Below are 22,381 nucleotides of genomic sequence, written 5' to 3'. Positions count from 1 at the left end.
GTCATGCAGGCGAGCGATTCCACGTACAGGCCGGTTGCGTGCATGCCGCCTTGCGGTCACTCGGCCAGGACGGTGGCCTTTTCGATCACCACGTCGTCCGCGGGCACGTCGTCATGGAAGCCGCGGCGGCCCGTCTTCACCTTGCGCAGCTTGTCGACGATCTCGGTGCCCGAGACGACCTTGCCGAACACGGCATAGCCCCAGCCCTGCTGCGACGGCGCGGTGTGGTTGAGGAAGTCGTTCTTGGCGACGTTGATGAAGAACTGCGCGGTGGCCGAATGGGGCGCGCTGGTGCGGGCCATGGCCACGGTGTACATGTCGTTCTTCAGGCCGTTGTTGGCCTCGTTGGTGATCTCGGCGCCGGTGGGCTTCTGCTTCATGCCGGGCTCGAAGCCGCCGCCCTGGATCATGAAGCCGTCGATGATGCGATGGAAGATGGTGTTGTCGTAGTGGCCCTGGGTGACGTAGGCCAGGAAGTTCTCGACCGTCTTGGGCGCCTTCTCGGCGTCCAGCTCGATGACGATGGGACCGTGGTCCTTGATGGAGAGTTCGACTTTGGGATTGCTCATGGGGGCTCCTGGAGAAAGGGGAGGGCGCTCGCGGGGCGGGCTTACTTCAGCACCGTGGCGCTGCGGATGATGACGGGCTCGACCGGCACGTCGCGCATCGGGCCCTGGGCGCCGGTGGGTACGGCGCGGATCTTGTCGACCACGTCCATGCCCGACACGACCTTGCCGAACACGGCGTAGCCATGGCCGTCAGGATTGGGCGCGTTGAGCATGTCGTTGTTCTTCACGTTGATGAAGAACTGGGCCGTGGCCGAGTTCGGGTCGCTGGTGCGGGCCATGGCGATGGTGCCGCGGTCGTTCTTCAGGCCGTTGTCGGCCTCCAGCGCGATCGGTGCACGCGTGGGCTTCTGGCGCAGGTCGGGGGTGAAGCCGCCGCCCTGGATCATGAAGCCGTCGATGACGCGGTGGAACACGGTGCCGTCGTAATGCTTCTCCTGCACGTACTGCAGGAAGTTGGCGACGGTCTTGGGTGCCTTGGCCGCATCGAGCTGCAGCACGACATCGCCGGCGCTGGTGGCCAGCTTGACGCGCGGCGCAGCGGCCTGGCTCCAGGCAGCAGTGGGCACGGTGGCGGCCGCAGCCAGGGCCAGCAGCCAGCGGCGGGTGAAGAGGGTGGAACGGGAAAACATCACGCAAAAACTCCCTGCGAGGTCACGGAAAGGGATAGGAGCGACCGTGGGCCCGGCGGTTCCGGCCGGGCGCCGATGGTGCATCAGCGGGCGATGCGCCGCTGCTCGGGCGTGGCCGCGGGCAGTTTGCCGTTGGCGGCATTGCCGGTGCTGTCCACCAGCTGGCGCACCAGCGCCAGCTTGGGCGCGACGCTGGAACTGGTCGATGCGAAGGACTGCGCGCGGTTGTACTGGCGCGCAGCCAGGCGCACATAGACGTCGCCCAGGTTTTCGTGCGCGACGGCGTAGTTGGGGTTGAGGCGCAGGGCGTTGTCGAGCGCGTCGCGCGCCTTGTCGAGCTGGCCCTGGGCGGCGTAGATGACGGCCAAGTTGTTGTAGGGCTCGGGCAGTTCGGGATAGTCCTGCGTCAGCTTGACGAAGGTGTCGGCCGCGTCCTGCGGCTTGCCTTGTTCGCTGAGGATCACCCCGCGCAGGAAGCGCATCTGCGGGTCGCGCGGATTGCCGGCGATGTAGCGGTCGGCCTTGTCGAGCGCCTCTGCGGCCTTGCCCGCGCGCAGCAGCGCGTTGACGTCGGCGTAGTCGTCGGCCAAGGCCATGCCGGCCCCTGCGACCAACAGGCAGGCCAGGGCAGCGCGGAGCAGGGAACGGGCGACGGGGGATGCGGCGTGCGTCATGGAGCGAGTGAGGCCGGACCGCGAGTGCGCCCCGGCGTGGTTGGATGCGGCAGCCCCCTCGGAAAAAGGCGCTGCGCAGGGGCCGTTTATACTTGCCGGATTGTAGCCACGGGTTGTCCGAAGCCCTTGGCAGTGCGCCCGCGGCGGCGCATGATCGACCCCCCAGGCCGGCGCCACCTTTCAACGGCGCCCATTCCGATTTCCATGACCCTGCGTATCTACAACACGCTCACGCGTGCACTGGAGGAGTTTTCGCCGCTGGAGGCGGGCCATGTACGGATGTACGTGTGCGGCATCACGGTCTACGACTTCTGCCACGTGGGTCATGCCCGTTCGATGATCGCCTTCGACGTAGTGCAGCGCTGGTTCAAGGCCCGCGGCTGGCGCGTGACCTACGTGCGCAACATCACCGACATCGACGACAAGATCATCCGCCGCGCGGTGGAGAACGGGGAGACGCTCAAGGCGCTCACTGGCCGCATGATCGACGCCATGTACGAGGACACCGACGCGCTGGGCGTCGAGCGGCCCACGCACGACCCGCGCGCCACCGACTACATCCCCCAGATGCTGTCGATGATCGAGACACTGGAGCGCAAGGGCCTGGCCTATCGCTCGGCCGATGGCGACGTGAACTACGCGGTGCGCAAGTTCCCGGGCTACGGCAAGCTGTCGGGCAAGTCGCTCGACGAGCTGCATGCCGGCAACCGCGTGGCCGTGGCCGAGGGCAAGGAAGACCCGCTCGACCCCGTGCTCTGGAAGAGTGCCAAGCCGACCGAGCCCGCCGAGGCCAAGTGGGAGAGCCCCTTCGGCACCGGCCGTCCCGGGTGGCACATCGAATGCTCGGCCATGGCCTGCGACCTGCTTGGCGAGACCTTCGACATCCATGGCGGCGGTGCCGACCTGCAGTTCCCGCACCACGAAAACGAGATCGCGCAGAGCGAAGGCGCCACGGGCAAGACCTTCGCGATGAAGTGGATGCACAACGGCTTCATCAACATCGACAACGAGAAGATGTCCAAGAGCCTGGGCAACTTCTTCACGATCCGCGACGTGCTGAAGAAGTACGACGCCGAGACGCTGCGTTTCTTCATCGTGCGCGCGCACTATCGAAGCGACCTGAATTACAGCGACGTGCACCTGGACGATGCGCGCAACGCGCTGCGCCGCCTCTATACGGCACTCGACGGCGTTCCGCCGGTGGAGGTGGCAGAGATCGATTGGCAAGACCCCCGTGCCGCGCGCTTCAAGGCCGCCATGGACGAGGACTTCGGCACGCCCGAGGCGGTCGCCGTGCTCTTTGAGCTCGCCGCCGAGGCCAACCGCACCCGTTCCGCACAGACGGCCGGCCTGCTCAAGGCGCTGGCCGGCACGCTGGGCCTGCTGCAGACCGAGCCGCGGGCCTACCTGCAGGCCGGTGCGGGGCTCGACGACGCGGCCATCCAGGCGCGCATCGCAGAGCGCGCCGCGGCCAAGGCCGCGAAGAACTTCGCCGAGGCCGACCGCATCCGCAACGACCTGCTCGCCCAGGGCGTCGTGCTCAAGGACGGTCCTACAGGCACCACCTGGGCTGCGGCCCAGTAATCGGTGGACACGACGGCAACGCTGGCCATGGCTGCACCGCGCCCGCAGGATCCGGAATTCATCACGCCCGACTATTGGGAGGAGGCCTGCCGCCACCTGGTCAAGAAGGACCGCGTGATGCGCCGGCTGATCCCGCAATTCGGCGATGCACGCCTTCAGTCGCGTGGCGACGCCTTCACCACGCTGGCGCGCAGCATCGTGGGCCAGCAGATCTCGGTGAAGGCGGCGCAATCGGTGTGGGAGCGCTTCGAGAAGCTGCCGCGCCGCATGACGCCCGCGAACGTGCTCAAGCTGAAGGTGGACGACATGCGTGCGGCGGGCCTCTCGGCGCGCAAGGTGGAGTACCTGGTCGACCTGGCGCTGCACTTCGACGGCGGCACGGTGCACGTCGACGCCTGGAAGGACATGGCCGACGAAATGATCATCGCGGAGCTCGTGGCCATCCGCGGCATCGGCCGGTGGACGGCGGAGATGTTCCTCATCTTCCACCTGCTGCGCCCCAACATCCTGCCGCTGGACGACGCCAGCCTCATCGCCGGCATCAGCCAGCAGTACTTCTCGGGCGACCCCGTCAGCCGCAGCGATGCGCGCGAAGTGGCCGTCGCCTGGGCCCCTTATTGCAGTGTGGCCACTTGGTACATTTGGCGCTCGCTCGAGCCCCTGCCCGTGGCCTATTGACTTCACAGGAGTAGATCTTGGCAAAACGTAGCTTCCTCGACTTCGAGCAACCCATTGCCGAACTCGAAAGCAAGATCGAAGAACTGCGCTATGTGCAGAGCGAATCGGCGGTCGACATCTCGGAAGAGATCGACCAGCTCGGCAAGAAGAGCCAGCAGCTGACCAAGGAGATCTACAGCAGCCTCACGCCCTGGCAGATCACCAAGATCGCGCGCCACCCCGAGCGGCCCTACACGCTGGACTACGTGAACGAGCTGTTCACCGACTTCGTGGAGTTGCACGGCGACCGACATTTCTCGGACGACCTGTCCATCGTCGGCGGCCTGGCGCGGTTCAACGGCATGCCCTGCATGGTGCTCGGCCACCAGAAGGGCCGCGACACCAAGGAGCGCACCGCGCGCAACTTCGGCATGAGCAAGCCCGAGGGCTACCGCAAGGCGCTGCGCCTGATGAAGACGGCCGAGAAGTTCAAGCTGCCGGTCTTCACCTTCGTCGACACGCCGGGTGCGTATCCCGGCATCGATGCCGAGGAGCGCGGCCAGTCCGAGGCCATCGGCCGCAACATCTTCGAAATGGCGCAGCTCGAAGTGCCGATCTTCACCACCATCATCGGCGAGGGCGGCTCCGGCGGCGCCCTGGCCATCTCGGTGGCGGACCAGGTGCTGATGCTGCAGTACTCGGTGTATTCGGTGATCAGCCCAGAAGGTTGCGCCTCCATCCTCTGGAAGACCGCCGACCGGGCGCAGGACGCGGCGGACGCGCTGGGTATCACGGCGCACCGTCTCAAGGCGCTGGGCCTGGTCGACAAGATCGTCAACGAACCGGTGGGCGGGGCGCATCGCGACCATCGGCAGATGGCGTCCTTCCTCAAGCGCGCCCTGACCGAGGCGGTGCGCCAGGTGGTGGACCTCAAGCCGCGCGAACTGCTGGACCGTCGCTATGAGCGCATTCAGAGCTACGGGCGCTTCGCCGACACGAAGGTTGACGCCGGGCGCTGAGTTCCGAGTCCGCGCGGAGCAGTGTGGCTCCGCTTCGCATGCACGCGGGGGCGCGTTTCACCGCCGACGTGCTGCACCGCGCGCTTTGAGCGCTTCGCCCAGGCCGGGCGGCAGCAGCTTCTGCGACAGCCGCAACAGCAGGAACACCACGATGCCGTCGTCCAGCCAGCCCAGCAACGGCACGGCATCCGTGATCAGGTCCAGGGGGCTGATCAGGTACGCCGCCGCAGCGAGCACGGCCAGCTTGGCGCCCCACGGCGAGCGCACGTCGCGCAGGACGGCCCAGGCCAGCAGCAGCTCCTTGCGCATCGCCCACCACAGTCGTCCCAACTTCCACATTCGGCAACTCCTCGGTCCGGGTGCGGCCGGCGCGGGAATGCGGCGGCCATGAGCGCGGTTGGAGCGCCAGAGGTGGCAGGGGTTCCCCCGGGTGACGTCGAGGCAGCCATCGCCGCGCTCACGCCGCGCCTGCCGCTGGGCGTCGCCTTGAGCGGCGGTGCCGACTCGACGGCGTTGCTGGTCGCCTGTGCGCGTCGTTGGCCAGGCCAGGTGGTGGCGCTGCATGTCAATCACGGGCTGCAGGCGGCGGCCGATACTTTCGAGCGCCACTGCGCCGCGCTTTGCGAACGTTGGCAGGTGCCGCTGCGGGTGGGCCGGATCGACGCGCGAGCGCAGGCCGGCGAGAGCCCGGAAGAGGCGGCGCGGCTGGGTCGCTACCGGGCGCTGGCCGAGCTGGCCGGCGCGGACGGTGACTTCGTCCGGAGCGCGTCGGGCGAGGCCAAGGCCGTGGAACCTGCCACGACCGGCGACCGGCCCCGCGCTGTGCAGGACATCGTGCTGGGTCACCATGCCGACGATCAGGTTGAGACGCTGATCCTGGCCCTGTCGCGCGGTGCCGGTCTGCCGGGCCTGGCCGCCATGCCTCGGACGGCCGAGCGTGCGGGCCTGCGTTGGCACCGGCCCTTTCTGGACCTGCCGGCCGACACCTTGCGCGCCTGGTTGCGCGCCCACGGCGAAGCGTGGGTCGACGATCCCACCAATGCCGATGCGCGCTACACGCGCAACCGCATCCGCCAGCAGGTGCTGCCCGCGCTGGCCGCCGTCTTCCCGCAGTTCCGTGAAACCTTTGCCCGCAGTGCGCGCCACGCGGCCCAGGCGCAGGAACTGCTGGCCGACATCGCCCGTGCCGACCTGGACCAGACGGGCACGCCGCCCCGCATCCGCGCGCTGCAGGCGCTGCCGCGAAGCCGCCAGGCCAATGCACTGCGGGCCTGGCTGGCGCAGGCCGCAGGCCGGGCGCCGGCGGCGCGGCAGATCGACGAGCTGTTGGACCAGATCGCCGACTGCACCACGCGTGGCCACCGTATCCATCTCAAGGCCGGCAGCGGCCAGGTGGTGCGCGAAGGCGACACCCTGCGTTGGTACAATGGCGCGCCCTTGCCGAAGCCCCCGCGCTGAATGGCATCCGGGCCGCCACCGCGCAGGCCGCTCTGAAGGCCCGCCATCCCGGGCGACGCCGACCAGGCGACTCACTTTTCTTCCGACATCTCACCCATGGCATTGATCGTTCACAAGTACGGCGGCACGTCGATGGGCTCGACCGAGCGCATCCGCAATGTCGCCAAGCGCGTCGCCAAATGGGCGCGCGCGGGCCATCGCATGGTGGTGGTCCCCAGCGCCATGAGCGGCGAGACCAACCGCCTGCTGGGCCTGGCCAAGGAGCTGGCCCCGGCCAAGCCCACCACGCCCTACAACCGCGAGCTGGACATGCTGGCCGCGACCGGCGAGCAGGCCTCGTCGGCCTTGCTGGCCATTGCGTTGCAGAGCGAAGGCGTGGAGGCCGTGAGCTACACCGGCTGGCAGGTGGGCGTGCAGACCGACAGCAGCTACACCAAGGCCCGCATCGAGCGCATCGACGACGAGCGTGTGCGCGCCGACCTCGACGCTGGACGCGTGGTGGTCATCACCGGTTTCCAGGGCGTGGACGAGCTGGGCAACATCACCACGCTGGGGCGCGGCGGCAGCGACACCTCGGCCGTGGCCATCGCCGCTGCGATGAAGGCCGACGAGTGCCTGATCTACACCGACGTCGATGGTGTGTACACCACCGACCCGCGGGTCGAGCCCGATGCGCGCCGCCTGGCCAAGATCAGCTTCGAGGAGATGCTGGAGATGGCCAGCCTGGGCTCCAAGGTGCTGCAGATCCGCTCGGTGGAATTCGCCGGCAAGTACCGCGTGCCGCTGCGTGTGCTCTCCAGCTTCACGCCCTGGGACATCGACATCAATGAAGAGGCCGTGTCGGGCACTCTGATCACCTTCGAGGAAGACGAAACCATGGAACAAGCCGTCGTGTCCGGCATCGCTTTCAGCCGCGACGAAGCCAAGATCTCCGTCCTGGGCGTGCCCGACAAGCCGGGCATTGCGTACCACATCCTGGGCGCCGTGGCCGACGCCAATATCGAGGTGGATGTGATCATCCAGAACCTCTCGAAGGACGGCAAGACCGACTTCAGCTTCACCGTGAACCGCGCCGAGTTCGCGCGCACGGTGGACCTGCTCAAGACCAAGGTGCTGCCCACGCTGGGCGCGGCCGACATCGTGGGCGACACCAAGATCTGCAAGGTCAGCATCGTCGGCATCGGCATGCGCAGCCACGTGGGCGTGGCCAGCAAGATGTTCCGCGTGCTGAGCGAGGAGGGCATCAACATCCAGATGATCTCCACCAGCGAGATCAAGACCTCGGTCGTGATCGACGAGAAGTACATGGAACTGGCCGTGCGCGCGCTGCACAAGGCCTTCGATCTGGACCAGCCTGCAAATTAATGCGCAACGCGCGCCGTTCGGGGCCGAACGGGGCAGATTTGATGGCATAATCATGGTCTGCCTAGCGCACTGGAAACGTGACCGAGTGGCCGAAGGTGCTCCCCTGCTAAGGGAGTATGGGGTGTAGAGCCTCATCGAGGGTTCGAATCCCTCCGTTTCCGCCAAGTCCTTTGCATAAAAAGCCGTTGATCTTCAACGGCTTTTTTCATTTCCGGGGTTGGCCTCATGGGCTGCCATCCCTAAACCATCCCTAAACCATCCCTAAATCGCTCATTCGAGGCCGTTCGCGCCCTCGTTCGCCGCGCCCAGCGTGGCGTTCACCGCGGCCAGGTTCGCGCCTCGGTCGGCGGATGGAATCCACTTCGCGTAATCGCGCATCATCACCTGCACCGAGTGGCCATGCTGCATGGCCACCCACACCGGATTGGCGCCGGCCATCAGCGCCAGCGTCACACTGGTGTCGCGGCATTCCTTGGGCGGGCAATAGCGCACGCCCGCCGCCTGCAGGGCGTGCAGCCAGTGCAGCCAGTGCATGGGTTGTGGAACAACTCCGCGCCCACGGCGAGCGTCCTGGCCTGCTGTCGCAGCAGCACGCCCAGGGCGCGGTGGTTGAGTCCCACCAGTCGCTCGCGGTGCGTCTTGGTGCGGGGCTTGTCCTCGGTCAGCACGCGCGCACGGTGCACGCGCATGGTGCCAGCGCGCAGGTTCACGTCCACTCACTGCAGCGCGCTCTGTTCGCTGGGCCGAAGCCCTGCGAAGAAGGCGAATTCGAAGTAGTCGACCACCTGCTCGCCGTGTGCGACGCCAGGCTCGCCCTACAGCGCCAGCACTCCCAGCCCGCGCAGCAGCACCAGCACCGCCACTGCGCCGGCCGTTGCGCCGAAGGCCTGCTGCAGCCGCGCGCCCGCCAGCCGCGCACCCAGGCGGCGGCCGGCCAGCAAGGCGAGCACGGCGCCAGCGGCGAAGGGCAGGGCCACGTCCCAGGCGACGGCACCCTGCGAGGCGGCGCCGGCCACGCCGCCCACCGACACCAGGGCGATCACGGCCAGCGAGGTGGCGACGATGCCGCGGATCGGCACATTGGAGAAGGCGCCCAGCATCGGCACGATGACGAAGCCGCCGCCCACGCCGAGCAGGCCGCTGAGCAGGCCCGAGAGCGCGCCGGTGGCGCCCAGCGCCAGCACGCAGGGTGACACCAGCCGCAGCCGCCCACGCACCGGATCGAGCCGGCACACCTGCAGCGCAGACGGCACGGAAGGCCCGGCCGGCACGGTCGCCAGCGACTGCCGGATGCTGCGCACCGCCACCCAGGCCAGCACCAGCGAGAAACCCACCATCAGCGGCGCATTGGGCAGTCGGTGTGCCAGCATCACGCCCAGCGGGGCGAAGGCCATGCCCGTCACGCCGATGATGGCCGCGGCGCGGTAGCGCACCTTGCCCTCGCGCAGCGCCAGCACCGCGCCCAGGGCCGAGGCCAACCCCACCGCGATCAGGCCGACCGGCGCCGCCTGCACCATGCTCAGGTGCAGGCCGAAGACCAGCAGCGGCACCGCCAGGATGCCGCCGCCTGCGCCGCTGAGGGCCAGCACCAGGCCGACGGCGGCGCCCATCGACAGGCTGATGAGCAGTGCGGTCATGGCGCCACCCTCATTCGGTCAGGGCCGGCTCGGCCAGCCATTCGCGGCCCTTGAGCATGCCGGACCAGTACATCGGCGGCAGCACCCGGTCCTTGAGGTACCAGGCCAGCGTCGACGGCCGCGTGCCGTCGATCAGCCACTTGGGAAAGGTCGGCGCCACCTTGCCGCCGTAGACGAATTCGGCCAGCACGATCTTGCCGCGCTCCACGGTGAGCGGACATGAGCCGTAGCCGTCGTAGCGCGCCTCGCCCCTGGCGTGGCCCAGCGCGGCCAGCAGGTTGTGCGCCACGACCGGCGCCTGCTTGCGCGCCGCGGCAGCGGTCTTGGCGTTGGTGGTGTTGGCGCAGTCGCCCAGCGCGAAGACGTTGGCATGGCGCTTGTGGCGCAGCGTGGCCGGGTCCACGTCCACCCAGCCGGCCGCATCGGCCAGCGGGCTCACGCGCACGAAGTCGGGGGCGGTCTGTGGCGGCACCACGTGCAGCAGGTCGAAGTCCTTCAGCACGGCTTCCTTGCGACCGTCCGCATGCGTGTGGATGAAGGTGGCCCGCCGGGCCGGCCCGTCCACCGCCACCAGCTGGTGGCCGAAGTTCAGGTGCACGCCATAGGCCGCGATGTATTCCATGAGCGCGGGCACATAGTCGGCCACGCCGAAGAGCACGGCGCCCGCATTGCAGAACTCGATGTCGATCTGGTCCAGCACGCCCTGCCGCCGCCAGTGGTCGGCCGACAGGTACATCGCCTTCTGCGGCGCGCCCGCGCACTTGATGGGCATGGGCGGCTGGGTGAAGACGGCCTTGCCGCCGCGCAGCCGCTGCACCAGCTCCCAGGTGTAGGGCGCCAGGTCGTAGCGGTAGTTGGAGGTCACGCCATGGCGGCCCAGCGTCTCGGCCAGGCCGGGGATGGCCTGCCAGTCGAGCTTGAGCCCCGGGCAGACCACCAGTTGGCGGTAGCGCACGACGCGGCAGCCGTCGAGCACCACGGCGTCGCGCTCGGGCTCGAAGGCCGCCACGGCACCCTTGAGCCAGCGCACGCCCCGCGGCAGCACCGAGGCCATGGTGCGCGCCGTCACCTCGGGCTTGAACACGCCGGCGCCCACCATGGTCCAGCCGGGCTGGTAGTAGTGCACCTCGGCCGGGTCGATGATGGCGATGTCCAGGTCGCGGTGACGGGCGAGCAGGCTGGCCGCCACGGCCACGCCGGCGGCGCCGCCGCCCACGATGACGATGTCGTGCGTGGCATCGACCGCATCGCCGGGCGTCTGGCCGCCGTTGGCCACGCGGCGGACCACGGCCTGCAGGTCGTAGCCGGCCGAGCGGGCGCGCTGCAGGATCTCGGGCAGCGGCAGCTTCGTGGCCTGCGACAGCGCCCACAGCGTGGCCGAGCGCGTGCCTGTGCGGCAGTAGGCGAACACCGGCTTGGGCAGGCTGGCCAGCAGCACGCCGAAGGCCTGGGCGTCCTCGTCGCGCACCTTGCCCGATTCGACCGGCAGGTGATGCACCGGCAGGCCGCAGGCCTGCGCGGCCTGGGCGACCTCGGCAAAGCCGGGCTGGTCGGCACCTTCGCCGTCCGGGCGGTTGCAGAGGATCGCGCGATAGCCCGCGGCGGCCAGCGCAGCGACGTCGGCGGGCGTGATCTGCGGGCCGACGGCGATGTCGGCGTTCAGGGTCCTGATGTCCATGGCGTGTCTCCTGGTGGGGGCGTCCGGGGGGCGGTGCTCAGAGGGCATCGACCGGGATCTTCAGGTAACGCCGGCCATCGGTCTCCGGCTCGGGCAGGTGGCCGGCGCGCATGTTGACCTGCACCGACGGCAGGATCAGCACCGGCATGGCCAGCGTCGCGTCCCGCGCCTGGCGCATGGCGACGAAGTGGTCCTCGTCGATGCCGTCGTGCACATGGACGTTGTGCGCGCGCTGCTCGGCCACCGTGCTCACCCACTGCAGCGGGCGGCCGCCGGGCTGGTAGTCGTGGCACATGTACAGCCGTGTGCGCGGCGGCAGGGCCAGCACGCGGCGGATGGAGCGGAACAGCGTGTGCGCATCCCCGCCCGGAAAGTCGCAGCGGGCCGTGCCGTAGTCGGGCATGAACAGCGTGTCGCCCACGAACGCCGCGAAGTCGGCGTCCTCGCCGGGGCCGGAGCGCACGACGTAGGTCATGCAGGCGGGCGTGTGGCCCGGCGTGTGCATCGCCTCCACCTGCAGCTTGCCCACCTGGAAGGCCTCGCCATCCTCGAACAGGTGGTCGAACTGCCGCCCGTCGCTGGCGAAGCCTTCGCCCGCGTTGAACAGCGCGCCGAAGACCTGCTGCACGCGCGTGATGCGGTTGCCGATGCCGATGCGCCCACCCAGCTGCTGCTGCAGGTAGGGCGCGGCCGTGAGGTGGTCGGCATGCACATGCGTTTCCAGGATCCAGGCCACCGTGGCGCCCAGCTCGCGCACCCTGGCGATGAGGCGGTCGGCGGGCGCGTGGGAGGTGCGGCCCGACTTGGGGTCGTAGTCGAGCACGCTGTCCACCAGGGCACATTGGTGCGTGGCGGGATCGAGCACCAGATAGCTCAGCGTCCAGGTGTCCGGGTCGAAGAAGTGTTCGATGTGCAGGGTGGCAGCGGATGGCATGGCGTCTCCTTGGCAGATGGTTTGCCATGGATCAATCCAATATCCATGCCGCGGCGGCCGCCCGTCGAGGAAAACGCGCAAGTGGTTGAGATAAAAGAATTTCTGGCGCGGGGTGACACGGCGCGATGGCGCGGCTGCGCCTGTCATGGCAGTTGAGCTGCCATCCTGGCACTGCCAGAATGGCAGTCTTGCGCAAGGAGTGCCCCATGCCCCCGTCGTCCCCGATTGCCGCTCCCGCCATCGACAGCCTGGTCAACTACCTGGAGCACGACGCCGTGCCGACCATCGTGATGGACCCGGACTACACCATCCTGGCGGGCAACGCGGCCTATCGCCGGCAGTTCGGCGTCAAGGCGCGCCCCTTCCTCGGGCAGAAGTGCTACCGCGTCTCGCACGGCTACGACGCCCCCTGCGACCAGTCCGGCGAGCACTGCCCCATGAAGCATGCCCGCGACACCCGCGCGCCCGACCGCGTGCTCCATGTGCATCACACGCCGCGCGGCCCGGAGCATGTGGATGTGGAGCTTCGGCCCATCCTGGCCGCCGACGGCACCATCGCCGCCTATGTGGAGCGGCTGACCACGCTGCGCCATGCCTCGCCGCAGGCCAGCCGTGCGCGGCTCATCGGCCATTCGGTCGCCTTCAACAAGGCCCTTTCGGCCGTTCAGCGGGTGGCGCCCTCGCGGCTACCCGTGCTGCTGCAGGGCGAATCGGGCACGGGCAAGGAACTCTTCGCCCGGGCCGTGCACGAGACGAGCGACCGCGCGCAGGGACCGTTCGTCATCGTGGACTGCTCGGGCCTGACCGAGACGCTGTTCGAAAGCGAACTCTTCGGCTACGAGAAGGGCGCCTTCACGGGCGCCCATGCGCGCAAGGCCGGACTGGTCGAGACGGCCGAGGGCGGCACGCTCTTCCTCGACGAGATCGGCGACGTGCCGCTGGCGCTGCAGGTCAAGTTGCTCCGCCTGCTGGAAAGCGGCACCTTCCGCCGCGTGGGCGCCGTGCAGATGCAGCGGGCGGACGTGCGCCTGGTGGCCGCGACCCATCTGCCGTTGGAGGCCATGATGCAGGCCGGCCGCTTCCGCAAGGACCTGTACTTCCGTCTGAGCGCCTTTCCCATCCACCTGCCGCCGCTGCGCGAGCGGGTGGAGGACCTGCCGGTGCTGGTGCAGACCCTGCTGCAGCAGGAGTCGGCCCCGAACGTCTGGCGCATCGACGCGGCCGCCATGACGCGGCTGGCGCGCTACGCTTGGCCCGGCAACGTGCGCGAATTGCGCAACGTGATCGAACGCGCCAAGCTGCTGGCCGATGGCGGCGAGGTGCGCGAGGAGCACCTGCCGGATGCGCTCCTCGCCGCCACCCAGACCGGTGCGGCATCGACGACAGCCGCCGTCACGGCCGCGCCCTGGACCTCCGGCCCGAGCGACGCCGAACTGCAGCGCCTGGCCGCCGACCGCGGCCTCAGCCGCAAGGCCCTGGCCCAGCAGCTGGGCCTGAGCGAACGCACCCTCTATCGGCGGCTCAAGGCCCTGGGGGTCGCGCCGCCCGCCGACTGAGCGCCTCATCGAACCACGCGCCGGCAGGCGGGGCAGGGCGACGCAACGTCGCTACGGCGCGCAGCCGCAGCCGTTCAGCTGTGGCCGTTCAGCCGCCGCCCGTTGGCGGCTGGAAGCGCGCCCGTGCCTGCACCGCCTTCTCGCGGAAGGCGCAGCCCGTCGCATGGTCGTTGACCAGTCCCATCGCCTGCATGAAGGCATACACCGTGGTGGGGCCGACGAACTTCCAGCCGCGCTTCTTGAGGTCCTTGGACATGGCGATGGAGGCGGGCGAAGTGGCGCGCACCGTCACGCCGTCGCCGCGGTCGGCCGGCACCTCGTGTCGCCACACATAGGCGGCCAGCGAGCCTTCGCGGGCGATGAGTTCCTGCGCGCAGCGGGCGTTGTGGATGGCCGCTTCGATCTTGCCGCGGTGGCGCACGATGCCTGCGTCCTGCAGCAGCCGCTCGACATCCGACTCGCCGAAGGCGGCCACGCGCGCGATGTCGAAGCCGTGGAAGGCGGCGCGGAAGTTCTCGCGCTTGTTCAGGATGGTCAGCCAGCTCAGGCCGGACTGGAAGCCTTCGAGGCACAGCTTCTCGAAGAGGCGCCGGTCGTCGGCCACGGGGTAGCCCCATTCGTCGTCGTGGTAGGCGCCGTACTGCGGTGTGGCGGCGCACCAGCGGCAGCGTTCGTGGCCGTCGGGGCCGGGCAGGGTGGTCATCATGGGCGGTCGTCGGCCAGGGAGGGGTGGGAAAGGTCGTGCGGCACGGCGTCCGTCCGCGCTGCGCGGCGACGATACACCGCGCCCCAGCCCAACCCCAGCACGGCCGCCACCACCGAAGCGCCCAGGACGCCCAGCTTGGCCGCCGCCAGCAGGTCGGGGTCGGCGAAGGCCAGCATGGCGATGAAGATGGACATGGTGAAGCCGATGCCGGCCAGCAGGCCCACCAGCCAGATGCCGCCCCAGTCCACGCCCGGCGGCAGCCGGCACAGACCGCTGCGCACCATGAGCCAGCTCGCGCCGACGATGCCCAGCGGCTTGCCGGCCACCAGGGCCACCATCACGCCCGTCATCACCCAGACCGCCGCGCCGGCATCGCCGCCGCCACCGCCCAGGTGCACGCCGGCGTTGGCCAGCGCGAAGATGGGCATCACGCCGAAGGCGACCCAGGGATGCAGCGCCATCTGCACACGCGAGACCGGCGGCACCAGCTCGCGCTGGGCCAACAGCAGCTGGCGCCGCGGATGCAGCAGGGCTGCCGGTGCAGCGCCCACGCGTGCGTCCTGTGCCGCGCTGCGCAGGTGCGTGGCCGCCTCGTCGATCAACTCCTGGGCCGGCAGGCCCAGACGGCCGGGGCGCACCGGCGTCATCAGGCCCAGCACCACGCCGGCCAGGGTCGGGTGCGCGCCCGTCATCAGGATGCCGCCCCAGAGCACTGCGCCCGGCAGCACATAGGCCCAGGCCGAGCCGGCACCGATGCGCTGCAGGCCCAGCACCATCAGCACGCCGACGGCCGCCACCGCGAAGCCGGCCGGCGCCAGACCGCCCGAGTAGAAGAGGGCGATGATCAGCACCGCGATCACGTCGTCGATGATGGCCAGGGCCAGCAGGAAGACGCGCACGTTGCCTGGGATGCCGCGCCCCAGCAGCGCGAGCACGCCGACGGCGAAGGCGATGTCGGTGGCCGTGGGCACGGCCCAGCCGGATTGCCGCACGGGGTCGTGGTTGAGCGCCAGATACAGCAGCGCCGGAACGGCCACGCCGCCGAGCGCGGCGCCGATGGGCAGCAGCGCCTGTCGCAGGTTGGAGAGCGCGCCTTCGTGGATCTCGCGGCGGATCTCCATGCCGACGACCAGGAAGAACAGCGTCATCAGGCCGTCGTTGATCCAGAAGTGCAGCGAGGGCGCCGCGGACCAGGCGCCGACGGTCAGGCCTACGGGCAGGTGCCACAGCGCGTCGTAGCTGTCCCGCCATGCCGAGTTGGCCCACAGCAGGGCGAAGGCGGCGGCGGCCAGCAGCACGATGCCGCTGACGGCTTCGATGTGGAGGAAACGTTCGAAGGCCGCGAAGGCGCGTTGGGCGATGCGCTGCGCGCGCGGAAGGGCGTGGGGGGCGACGGTCCGATGCATGGGACGGATCTCCAGGAGCAATCCGCGAGGCGGCCCGACCTTCGCGACTCCTGCGTGGCGCCCGTCTGCGCCTCGCACCCAAGCCCGCCATGATAGCCCGCGCGCCGCTGCGCTCTTGACCGCACCCGCCGATATCCCACGTGCGGCCTGTCCCACGACCGCCCGGGCGGCGGTGGGTTCAGCCCGGCTGCAGCACCAGCCGGTAGCCCACGCCGGTCTCCGTCAACAGGTGCCGCGGCTGGGCCGGGTCCAGCTCCAGCTTCTGCCGCAGATGGCCCATGTAGACACGCAGGTAGTGGCTCTGCTCGGCGTGCGATGGGCCCCAGACCTCACGCAGCAGCTGACGGTGGGTCAGTACGCGGCCGGCATTGGCGATCAGCGTGCACAGCAGGCGGTATTCGGTGGGCGTCAGGTGCAGCAATTGCCCGTCGCGGCGCACCTGGCGGGCCAGGCGGTCGACCTCGACCGCACCTTCGCCCTCGCCGAAGCGGAACACCGGGTCGGCCTGCGCCTCGCCCACTGCGCGGGGCCGGCGCAGGTTGGCCCGCACGCGCGCCAGCAGCTCGCCGGTGCCGAAGGGTTTGGTGAGGTAGTCGTCGGCGCCGGCGTCCAACGCGGCGATCTTGTCGGCCTCGTCGCTGCGGGCCGATAGCACGATGATCGGCACGCCCGACCAGCCGCGCACGTCGCGGATCAGCGTGACGCCGTCGCCGTCGGGCAGGCCCAGGTCCAGCACCAGCAGGTCGGGCTGGCGGGTGCCGGCCATGGCCAGGCCCTCGCGCAGGTCGCCGGCCTCGTGCACCTGCCAGCCTTCGGCCTCCAGCGCGCCGCGCACGAAGCGGCGGATCTGCGGCTCGTCCTCAATGACGACGGCAGTGGGGCTTGGGGTGGAAGGCAGTGGGGCGGCGACTGGCATGGCGCAAGGGTTCAGGCGGGCGCGGCGGGTGGGTCGCGCCGCGGCAGCACGACGGTGAATTCTGCGCCCCCGCCCACCTCGTCCGGCACCGCATCGGCCGCATGGATCTGTCCGCCGTGGGCCTGCACGATGGCCTTGCAGATGGCCAGGCCCAGGCCCACGCCGGGCGTGGCCGATTCGGCATGGCCCCGGGTGAACTTCTCGAAGAGCGCGTCCGGCTGGCCCTGCAGCGAGGCCGGCAGCCCCGGGCCATGGTCGCGCACCGTGAGCTGCAGCGTCTGCGGCAGCGCGCGGGCCGAGATCACCACCGGCGGCGCGCCATAGCGGGCCGCGTTCTCCAGCAGGTTGACCAGTACGCGCTCGAGCAGCACGGCGTCGAACTCGACCAGCGGCAGGTCGGCGGGCAGCACCGTGCGCACGCTGCCCGCGGGCAACACGGAGCGCGTGGCGCGGATGGCGCTGCCCACCACTTCCTCCACCGACTGCCAGTCGCGCCGCAAGCTCACCGCCCCGCCGGCCGCGCCGCTTTCGAGGCGGGCCATGTCCAGCAGGTTGTTGACCAGCGCGCTTAGCGCCCGGGCCTGCGCCACGATGGCCTGCGTGGCCTCGCCGATGGCGGGCGAGGCATCGGCGCCGGGCAGGCGCTGCAGCGATTCCGCCAGCGCGATCAGCGCCGTGAGCGGCGTGCGCACGTCGTGCGACAGGGCACCCAGGAGTGCATTGCGCAGGCGTTCGGATTCGATGTCGACGACCGCCTGCTGCGCCACCTCCACGTAGTGCACCCGCTCCACGGCGATGGCGATCTGGCGGGCCAGCGTCTCCAGCTGCTGGGCCTGCTCGGGCACGAGCAGCCAGCGTGGCTCGGCCGGCCGCAGGGCCAGCACGCCGCGCACGCGCATCGGCGCCTTGAGCGCCACGTAGTGCCAGGGCTGGGCCGACAGGGTGCCGGTGCCCAGGCCCGCGCTCTGGCCGTGCTGCCAGGCCCAGTCGGCCACGCTGAAGTCGAAGCCGGCGGGGGCGGCGGCGGGCGGTTGCAGCCGGTCCTGCGCGTCGGCCGTCAGCACCATCGCCTCGCCGCCGAAGTGGCGCTGCACGGCGGCGGCGCCGATGTCCGCGACCTGCGTGCGCTCCAGCGCGGCCGACAGGTCGCGCGTGAGCTCGAACAGCGACTGCGTGCGCAGCGCCCGGCTGGCCGACACGGCGGCCTGGAAGCGCAGCCCCGCCGTGAGCTGGCCCACCAGCAGGCCCACGCCCAGCATGACGGCGAAGGTCAGCACGTACTGCACGTCGCTCACCGCGAAGGAGAAGGTGGGCTGCACGAAGAAGAAGTCGAAGGCCAGCACGTTGAGCAGCGCGCCGAAGGCCGCCGGCGTGCGGCCGAAGCGCCAGGCCACGCCCACCACGCCCAGCAGGTAGAGCATGACGATGTTCGACAGCTCCAGCACGCCCGACAGCGGGGTGGCCAGCAGCGTCACGCCCACGCAGACGGCGGCGGCGCAGGCCAGGCCTTTCCACGGCCCTGCCGCACGGGCGGGCTCGTCCTCGGTGCTCGCATGGCGCAGGCCGGCGGGCGAGCGAGCCAGGCGGCGCGCGCTGTCGGCGCGGCCCACGCAGACCAGGTCCAGGTCGGGCGCGCGGCGGCCCAGGCGCTCGGCCAGCGGGCGGCGGATGCGGGCCAGCCAGCGGTCCCAGGCGGGCGCATCGGTGCTGCCGGCGGCGGGGCCGAGGATCAGCGTGGCGCAGTTCAGCCGGCGCGCCTGCGCCGCCAGCGCGCCGGCCACGTCCTCGTCGGTGAGCACGGCGGTCTCGGCGCCCAGTTCCTCGGCCAGGTGCAGGGCGGCCAGCACCTGGTCGCGCCGGGCGGCGGGCAGGCGGGCGAGCCGCGCCGTCTCCACATAGGCCGCATGCCAGCGCACGTTGAGCTGCCCGGCCATGCGCGCCGCCACCCGCACCGTGTGGGCCGCCGCCTCGCCGGGGCCGATGGCCGCCAGCAATGCGCCCGATGTGTTCCAGGCCGGCGGCGTCTGGCCGTCGGCGCGGGCGCCGGACTGCTCCACCCGCCAGCCGCGCACGTCGTCCTCCACATGCTCGGCCGTGCGGCGCAGGGCGATCTCGCGCAGCGCGATGAGGTTGCCCTTGCGGAAGAAGTTCTGCTGCGCCTGCCGCGCCTGCTGCGGCACATACACCTTGCCGGCGGCCAGCCGGGCCAGCAGCTCGTCGGGCGTGGCATCGACCAGCACCACCTCGTCGGCCTCGTCCAGCACGCCGTCGGGCACGGTCTCGTGCACGCGGATGCCGGTGATGGCGCCGACGGTGCCGTTGAGGCTTTCCAGGTGCTGCACGTTGAGGGCCGTCCAGACTTCGATGCCGGCCTCCAGCAGCTCCTGCACGTCCTGCCAGCGCTTGCCGTGGCGCGAGCCCGGCGCGTTGCTGTGGGCCAGCTCGTCCACCAGCAGCAGTTGCGGTTGGCGGGCCAGGGCGGCGTCGAGGTCGAACTCGCGCAGCACATGGCCGCGATGGGGTGTCTCGCGCAGCGGCAACTGCTCCAGGCCGTGGACCAGGGCGGCAGTCTCGGCGCGGCCGTGGGTCTCGACCACGCCCACCACGACGTCGCGGCCCGCGGCGCGCTCGCGCTGGGCGGCGCTGAGCATGGACCAGGTCTTGCCCACACCGGCGTTGGCGCCGAAGTAGATGCGCAGCCGGCCCCGTCGGGCGCGCCCATCCTCGGCCTGCATCTGCGCCAGCAAGGCATCGGGGTCGGGGCGTTCGCGCTCGGTCATCGGGGCGGCAGGTTAGCAGCGCAAGCGTCAGCGAGGGGCCATGGCATCCAGCGCCAGGTTGAGGGCCAGCACGTTGACCACCGGCTCGCCCAGGAAGGGCAGCGCCGGCCGCTGTACCTGCGCGTCGATCAGCTGCTGAACCTGGGTGGTGCTCAGGCCGCGCACGCGCGCCACCCGTGCCGCCTGGTAGCGCGCCGCCTCGGGGCTGATGTGCGGATCGAGCCCGCTGGCCGAGGCCGTCGCCAGGTCGGTCGGCACCGGCGCCGTGTTGCCCGGGTCGGCGGCGCGCAGGGCTTCGACCCGGGCCTTCACGGCATCGGTCAACGCCGGGTTGAGCGGCCCCTGGTTGGAGCCCGAGGAGCCGCTGCCGTTGTAGGGCTGCGGCGCGGTGGCCGAGGGCCGACCCCAGAAGTGGCCGGGGTCGCTGAAGTTCTGGCCGATGAGCGCGGAGCCCACGGCATTGCCGTCGCGTTCCACCAGGCTGCCGGCGGCCTGCTTCGGGAACAGCGTGCCGGCCACGCCGGTCACGGCCACAGGGTAGACCACGCCGGTGATCACGCTCAGGGCGGTGAACAGCACCAGGCAGGGACGCACGAGGTTTTGCTTCGTCATGGGAATCGTCTCCATGGGGTCAGACCAGGCCCACTGCCGCCAGCAGCAGGTCGATGAGCTTGATGCCGACGAAGGGCACCAGCAGCCCGCCCAGGCCGTAGATGGCCAGGTTGCGGCGCAGCAGCGCGGCCGCGCCGATGGGCCGGTAGCGCACGCCCTTGAGCGCCAGCGGGATGAGGAAGACGATGATCAGCGCGTTGAAGATCACCGCGCTCAGGATGGCCGAGGACGGGCTCTCCAGCCGCATCACGTTCAGCGCCGCGAGCTGCGGATAGGTGCTCACGAAGATTGCCGGGATGATGGCGAAGTACTTCGCCACGTCGTTGGCGATGCTGAAGGTGGTGAGCGCGCCGCGCGTCATCAGCAGGGCCTTGCCGGTCTCCACCACCTCCAGCAGCTTGGTGGGGTTCGAGTCCAGGTCGACCATGTTGCCGGCCTCCTTGGCGGCCTGCGTGCCGCTGCCCATGGCCACCGCCACGTCGGCCTGGGCCAGGGCGGGCGCGTCGTTGGTGCCGTCGCCCGTCATGGCCACCAGCCGGCCGTCGGACTGGTACTGGCGGATCAGCTTGAGCTTGTCCTCGGGCGTGGCCTCGGCCAGGAAGTCGTCCACGCCCGCCTCGGCCGCGATGGCGGCGGCCGTGAGCTTGTTGTCGCCGGTGATCATCACCGTGCGGATGCCCATGCGGCGCAGTTGCGCGAAGCGCTCGCGGATGCCGGTCTTGACGATGTCCTTGAGTTCGACGATGCCCAGCACGCGGGCGCCCTCGGCCACGGCCAGCGGCGTGCTCCCGCGGCGGGCCACCTCGTCGGCGGCGCGCAGCAGTTCGGCAGGCATCGTGCCGCGCAGGGCTTCGACATGGCGGCGCACCGCCTCGACGGCACCCTTGCGCAGCGGCACGGCGTCGCCGCTGAGGTCCAGCGCGGCGGCGGGCAGGTCGGCGCCGCTCATGCGCGTCTGGGCGGTGAAGGGCACGAACACGGCGCCCTCGACCGGCGGCACGTCCACGCCCTCGCGCCGGGCCAGCTCGACGATGCTGCGGCCCTCGGGCGTCTCGTCGGCCAGCGAGGCCAGCTGCGCCGCATGGGCCAGGCGGGCCTTGTTCACGCCGGGCGCGGGCAGGAAGGCCGAGGCCTGGCGATTGCCGTGGGTGATGGTGCCGGTCTTGTCGAGCAGCAGCACATCCACGTCGCCCGCGGCCTCGACGGCGCGGCCCGAGGTGGCGATCACATTGGCCTGCATCATGCGGCTCATGCCCGCCACGCCCACGGCCGACAGCAGGCCGCCGATGGTGGTCGGGATCAGGCACACCAGCAGCGCCACCAGCGCGGTGATCGACACCACCGTGCCCGTGCCTGCCGCCTGCACGCTGAACAGCGAGTAGGGCAGCAGCGTCACCGTCACCATCAAAAAGACCAGCGTCAGCGCCACGAGCAGGATGGTCAGCGCGATCTCGTTGGGCGTGCGCGCTCGCTTGGCGCCTTCGACCATGCCGATCATGCGGTCCAGGAAGGATTCGCCCGGATTCACGCCGATGCGCACCACCAGCCAGTCCGACAGCACGCGGGTGCCGCCGGTCACCGACGAGAAGTCGCCGCCCGACTCGCGCACCACCGGTGCCGATTCACCGGTGATGGCCGATTCGTCCACCGAGGCCACGCCTTCGATGACCTCGCCGTCCAGCGGAATCATGTCGCCGACCTCGACCAGCACCACGTCGCCACGGCGGAGGTTGGTCGCGCGTTCAGGGCGCCAGATGGCGCTGGTGGAATCGGCCGTGGCCGGCTCGGGCGCCGCGCCTTCGGCGCGCACGCGGGCCAGTTGCTCGGCCAGCCGCGCCATCTCGCGCGGCGCGCCTTCGAGCTTCTTGGCCCAGCTGTCCTTGCGCAGGCTGCGCAGCGAGGCGGCCTGCGCCTTGCTGCGGCCTTCGGCCAGCGCCTCGGCGAAGTTGGCGAAGAGCACGGTGAACCACAGCCACAGTGACACCGCGAGCACGAAGCCCGGCCGCATGCCGGTGTCGCCGGGGTAGTTGAGGCTGTGCACCCAAAGCAGCGTGGTCAGGATGCTGCCGACGTAGACGACGAACATCACCGGGTTGCGCCACTGCACGCGGGGGCTCAGCTTGGTGAAGGACGCGACGAGGGCGGGGCGCACCAGCGCACCGTCGAGCAGGGAAAGCGTGTTGTTGTTGTTCATGGCGCGC

The 22,381-nt window shown here is 70.3% G+C and carries 20 protein-coding genes and 1 tRNA gene; 7 read left to right on the top strand and 14 right to left on the bottom strand.

From position 1 onward, the window contains the following. Positions 1-56: 56 nt before the first annotated feature. The 3 genes from L0984_RS02620 to L0984_RS02610 all read right to left on the bottom strand — a co-directional run bounded on the left by L0984_RS02620 (position 57) and on the right by L0984_RS02610 (position 1,794). Positions 57-569: a peptidylprolyl isomerase gene (locus L0984_RS02620; protein ID WP_017758093.1), complete on the bottom strand. Its 513-nt coding sequence runs from the start codon at positions 567-569 to the stop codon at positions 57-59. Between the two features lie 41 nt (positions 570-610). Then, positions 611-1,198: a peptidylprolyl isomerase gene (locus tag L0984_RS02615; RefSeq protein WP_234192763.1), complete on the bottom strand. Its 588-nt coding sequence runs from the start codon at positions 1,196-1,198 to the stop codon at positions 611-613. A gap of 83 nt (positions 1,199-1,281) precedes the next feature. Continuing rightward, on the bottom strand, positions 1,282-1,794 hold the full coding sequence (locus L0984_RS02610) for a tetratricopeptide repeat protein (RefSeq protein ID WP_234192202.1): 513 nt from the start codon (positions 1,792-1,794) through the stop codon (positions 1,282-1,284). Between the two features lie 282 nt (positions 1,795-2,076). On the opposite strand from L0984_RS02610, the gene cysS reads away from it, so the two are divergent. The 3 genes from cysS to L0984_RS02595 are packed head-to-tail and all read left to right on the top strand — an operon-like array spanning position 2,077 to position 5,132. Then, positions 2,077-3,456 (top strand): cysteine--tRNA ligase, encoded by a 1,380-nt coding sequence (cysS, locus tag L0984_RS02605; protein ID WP_234192201.1) that lies wholly within the window; start codon positions 2,077-2,079, stop codon positions 3,454-3,456. Positions 3,457-3,483: 27 nt separating this feature from the next. Beyond that, positions 3,484-4,134 (top strand): DNA-3-methyladenine glycosylase family protein, encoded by a 651-nt coding sequence (locus L0984_RS02600; RefSeq protein WP_234192200.1) that lies wholly within the window; start codon positions 3,484-3,486, stop codon positions 4,132-4,134. A 17-nt stretch (positions 4,135-4,151) separates the two neighbouring features. Next, positions 4,152-5,132, top strand: coding sequence for an acetyl-CoA carboxylase carboxyltransferase subunit alpha (locus L0984_RS02595; RefSeq protein WP_234192199.1), 981 nt, complete (start codon positions 4,152-4,154; stop codon positions 5,130-5,132). A gap of 57 nt (positions 5,133-5,189) precedes the next feature. On the opposite strand, the gene L0984_RS02590 is transcribed toward L0984_RS02595, so the two are convergent. Beyond that, on the bottom strand, positions 5,190-5,471 hold the full coding sequence (locus L0984_RS02590) for a DUF1232 domain-containing protein (RefSeq protein WP_234192198.1): 282 nt from the start codon (positions 5,469-5,471) through the stop codon (positions 5,190-5,192). Positions 5,472-5,543: 72 nt separating this feature from the next. Here L0984_RS02590 and tilS point away from each other — a divergent pair, with 72 nt between their 5' ends. The 3 genes from tilS (at position 5,544) to L0984_RS02575 (ending at position 8,119) form a co-directional block, all read left to right on the top strand. Then, positions 5,544-6,590, top strand: coding sequence for a tRNA lysidine(34) synthetase TilS (gene tilS / locus L0984_RS02585; protein WP_234192197.1), 1,047 nt, complete (start codon positions 5,544-5,546; stop codon positions 6,588-6,590). Between the two features lie 96 nt (positions 6,591-6,686). Then, positions 6,687-7,955, top strand: a complete 1,269-nt coding sequence (locus tag L0984_RS02580; protein ID WP_234192196.1) for an aspartate kinase — start codon at positions 6,687-6,689, stop codon at positions 7,953-7,955. A gap of 71 nt (positions 7,956-8,026) precedes the next feature. After that, positions 8,027-8,119 (top strand) — tRNA-Ser (locus tag L0984_RS02575). A gap of 106 nt (positions 8,120-8,225) precedes the next feature. On the opposite strand, the gene L0984_RS02570 is transcribed toward L0984_RS02575, so the two are convergent. The 4 genes from L0984_RS02570 to L0984_RS02555 form a co-directional block, all read right to left on the bottom strand. Beyond that, positions 8,226-8,489 carry a hypothetical protein gene (locus tag L0984_RS02570; RefSeq protein WP_234192195.1) on the bottom strand — a complete coding sequence of 88 codons (264 nt, stop codon included), beginning with the start codon at positions 8,487-8,489 and terminating at the stop codon, positions 8,226-8,228. Positions 8,490-8,770: 281 nt separating this feature from the next. Next, the gene (locus tag L0984_RS02565) at positions 8,771-9,592 is read right to left on the bottom strand and encodes a sulfite exporter TauE/SafE family protein (protein WP_234192194.1); all 822 of its coding nucleotides are present in this window, start codon (positions 9,590-9,592) and stop codon (positions 8,771-8,773) included. Between the two features lie 10 nt (positions 9,593-9,602). Then, positions 9,603-11,270, bottom strand: a complete 1,668-nt coding sequence (locus L0984_RS02560; RefSeq protein WP_234192193.1) for a bifunctional protein tyrosine phosphatase family protein/NAD(P)/FAD-dependent oxidoreductase — start codon at positions 11,268-11,270, stop codon at positions 9,603-9,605. Positions 11,271-11,307: 37 nt separating this feature from the next. Next, positions 11,308-12,204 (bottom strand): MBL fold metallo-hydrolase, encoded by an 897-nt coding sequence (locus L0984_RS02555; protein WP_234192192.1) that lies wholly within the window; start codon positions 12,202-12,204, stop codon positions 11,308-11,310. A gap of 206 nt (positions 12,205-12,410) precedes the next feature. Here L0984_RS02555 and L0984_RS02550 point away from each other — a divergent pair, with 206 nt between their 5' ends. Continuing rightward, on the top strand, positions 12,411-13,760 hold the full coding sequence (locus tag L0984_RS02550; RefSeq protein WP_234192191.1) for a sigma-54 interaction domain-containing protein: 1,350 nt from the start codon (positions 12,411-12,413) through the stop codon (positions 13,758-13,760). 88 nt (positions 13,761-13,848) lie between these two features. On the opposite strand, the gene L0984_RS02545 is transcribed toward L0984_RS02550, so the two are convergent. The 6 genes from L0984_RS02545 to kdpB form a co-directional block, all read right to left on the bottom strand. Next, positions 13,849-14,466: a DNA-3-methyladenine glycosylase I gene (locus L0984_RS02545; protein ID WP_234192190.1), complete on the bottom strand. Its 618-nt coding sequence runs from the start codon at positions 14,464-14,466 to the stop codon at positions 13,849-13,851. After that, on the bottom strand, positions 14,463-15,872 hold the full coding sequence (gene nhaA / locus L0984_RS02540) for a Na+/H+ antiporter NhaA (protein WP_234192189.1): 1,410 nt from the start codon (positions 15,870-15,872) through the stop codon (positions 14,463-14,465). Before nhaA ends, L0984_RS02545 begins: the two co-directional genes overlap by 4 nt. 178 nt (positions 15,873-16,050) lie before the next feature. After that, entirely contained in the window at positions 16,051-16,788 is a 738-nt protein-coding gene (kdpE, locus tag L0984_RS02535) for a two-component system response regulator KdpE (RefSeq protein WP_234192188.1), read from the bottom strand. Between the two features lie 11 nt (positions 16,789-16,799). Then, a complete protein-coding gene (locus tag L0984_RS02530; protein WP_234192187.1) occupies positions 16,800-19,568 on the bottom strand; it encodes a DUF4118 domain-containing protein in 2,769 nt (922 codons plus the stop codon). A 27-nt stretch (positions 19,569-19,595) separates the two neighbouring features. Next, positions 19,596-20,180 carry a potassium-transporting ATPase subunit KdpC gene (kdpC, locus tag L0984_RS02525; RefSeq protein WP_234192186.1) on the bottom strand — a complete coding sequence of 195 codons (585 nt, stop codon included), beginning with the start codon at positions 20,178-20,180 and terminating at the stop codon, positions 19,596-19,598. Between the two features lie 19 nt (positions 20,181-20,199). Next, the gene (gene kdpB / locus L0984_RS02520) at positions 20,200-22,374 is read right to left on the bottom strand and encodes a potassium-transporting ATPase subunit KdpB (protein ID WP_234192185.1); all 2,175 of its coding nucleotides are present in this window, start codon (positions 22,372-22,374) and stop codon (positions 20,200-20,202) included. Positions 22,375-22,381 lie beyond the last annotated feature (7 nt).

It is taken from the genome of Pseudacidovorax sp. NFM-22 (assembly GCF_021401245.1).
GTDB lineage: Bacteria > Pseudomonadota > Gammaproteobacteria > Burkholderiales > Burkholderiaceae_C > Xenophilus.
The sequence above is the reverse complement of the archived record's forward strand: the minus strand, read 5'-3'. Positions and strand labels throughout refer to the sequence as shown.

Coding starts and splice junctions, on each gene's coding strand:
- L0984_RS02615 (WP_234192763.1), bottom strand. CDS start 1,198: ATGTTTTCCCGTTCCACCCTCTTCACCCGCCGCTGGCTGCTGGCCCTG.
- L0984_RS02560 (WP_234192193.1), bottom strand. CDS start 11,270: ATGGACATCAGGACCCTGAACGCCGACATCGCCGTCGGCCCGCAGATC.
- L0984_RS02545 (WP_234192190.1), bottom strand. CDS start 14,466: ATGATGACCACCCTGCCCGGCCCCGACGGCCACGAACGCTGCCGCTGG.
- L0984_RS02610 (WP_234192202.1), bottom strand. CDS start 1,794: ATGGCCTTGGCCGACGACTACGCCGACGTCAACGCGCTGCTGCGCGCG.
- L0984_RS02550 (WP_234192191.1), top strand. CDS start 12,411: ATGCCCCCGTCGTCCCCGATTGCCGCTCCCGCCATCGACAGCCTGGTC.
- kdpE (WP_234192188.1), bottom strand. CDS start 16,788: ATGCCAGTCGCCGCCCCACTGCCTTCCACCCCAAGCCCCACTGCCGTC.
- L0984_RS02580 (WP_234192196.1), top strand. CDS start 6,687: ATGGCATTGATCGTTCACAAGTACGGCGGCACGTCGATGGGCTCGACC.
- L0984_RS02620 (WP_017758093.1), bottom strand. CDS start 569: ATGAGCAATCCCAAAGTCGAACTCTCCATCAAGGACCACGGTCCCATC.
- nhaA (WP_234192189.1), bottom strand. CDS start 15,872: ATGCATCGGACCGTCGCCCCCCACGCCCTTCCGCGCGCGCAGCGCATC.
- L0984_RS02570 (WP_234192195.1), bottom strand. CDS start 8,489: ATGCACTGGCTGCACTGGCTGCACGCCCTGCAGGCGGCGGGCGTGCGC.
- kdpC (WP_234192186.1), bottom strand. CDS start 20,180: ATGACGAAGCAAAACCTCGTGCGTCCCTGCCTGGTGCTGTTCACCGCC.
- L0984_RS02590 (WP_234192198.1), bottom strand. CDS start 5,471: ATGTGGAAGTTGGGACGACTGTGGTGGGCGATGCGCAAGGAGCTGCTG.
- cysS (WP_234192201.1), top strand. CDS start 2,077: ATGACCCTGCGTATCTACAACACGCTCACGCGTGCACTGGAGGAGTTT.
- L0984_RS02530 (WP_234192187.1), bottom strand. CDS start 19,568: ATGACCGAGCGCGAACGCCCCGACCCCGATGCCTTGCTGGCGCAGATG.
- kdpB (WP_234192185.1), bottom strand. CDS start 22,374: ATGAACAACAACAACACGCTTTCCCTGCTCGACGGTGCGCTGGTGCGC.
- L0984_RS02600 (WP_234192200.1), top strand. CDS start 3,484: ATGGCTGCACCGCGCCCGCAGGATCCGGAATTCATCACGCCCGACTAT.
- L0984_RS02565 (WP_234192194.1), bottom strand. CDS start 9,592: ATGACCGCACTGCTCATCAGCCTGTCGATGGGCGCCGCCGTCGGCCTG.
- L0984_RS02555 (WP_234192192.1), bottom strand. CDS start 12,204: ATGCCATCCGCTGCCACCCTGCACATCGAACACTTCTTCGACCCGGAC.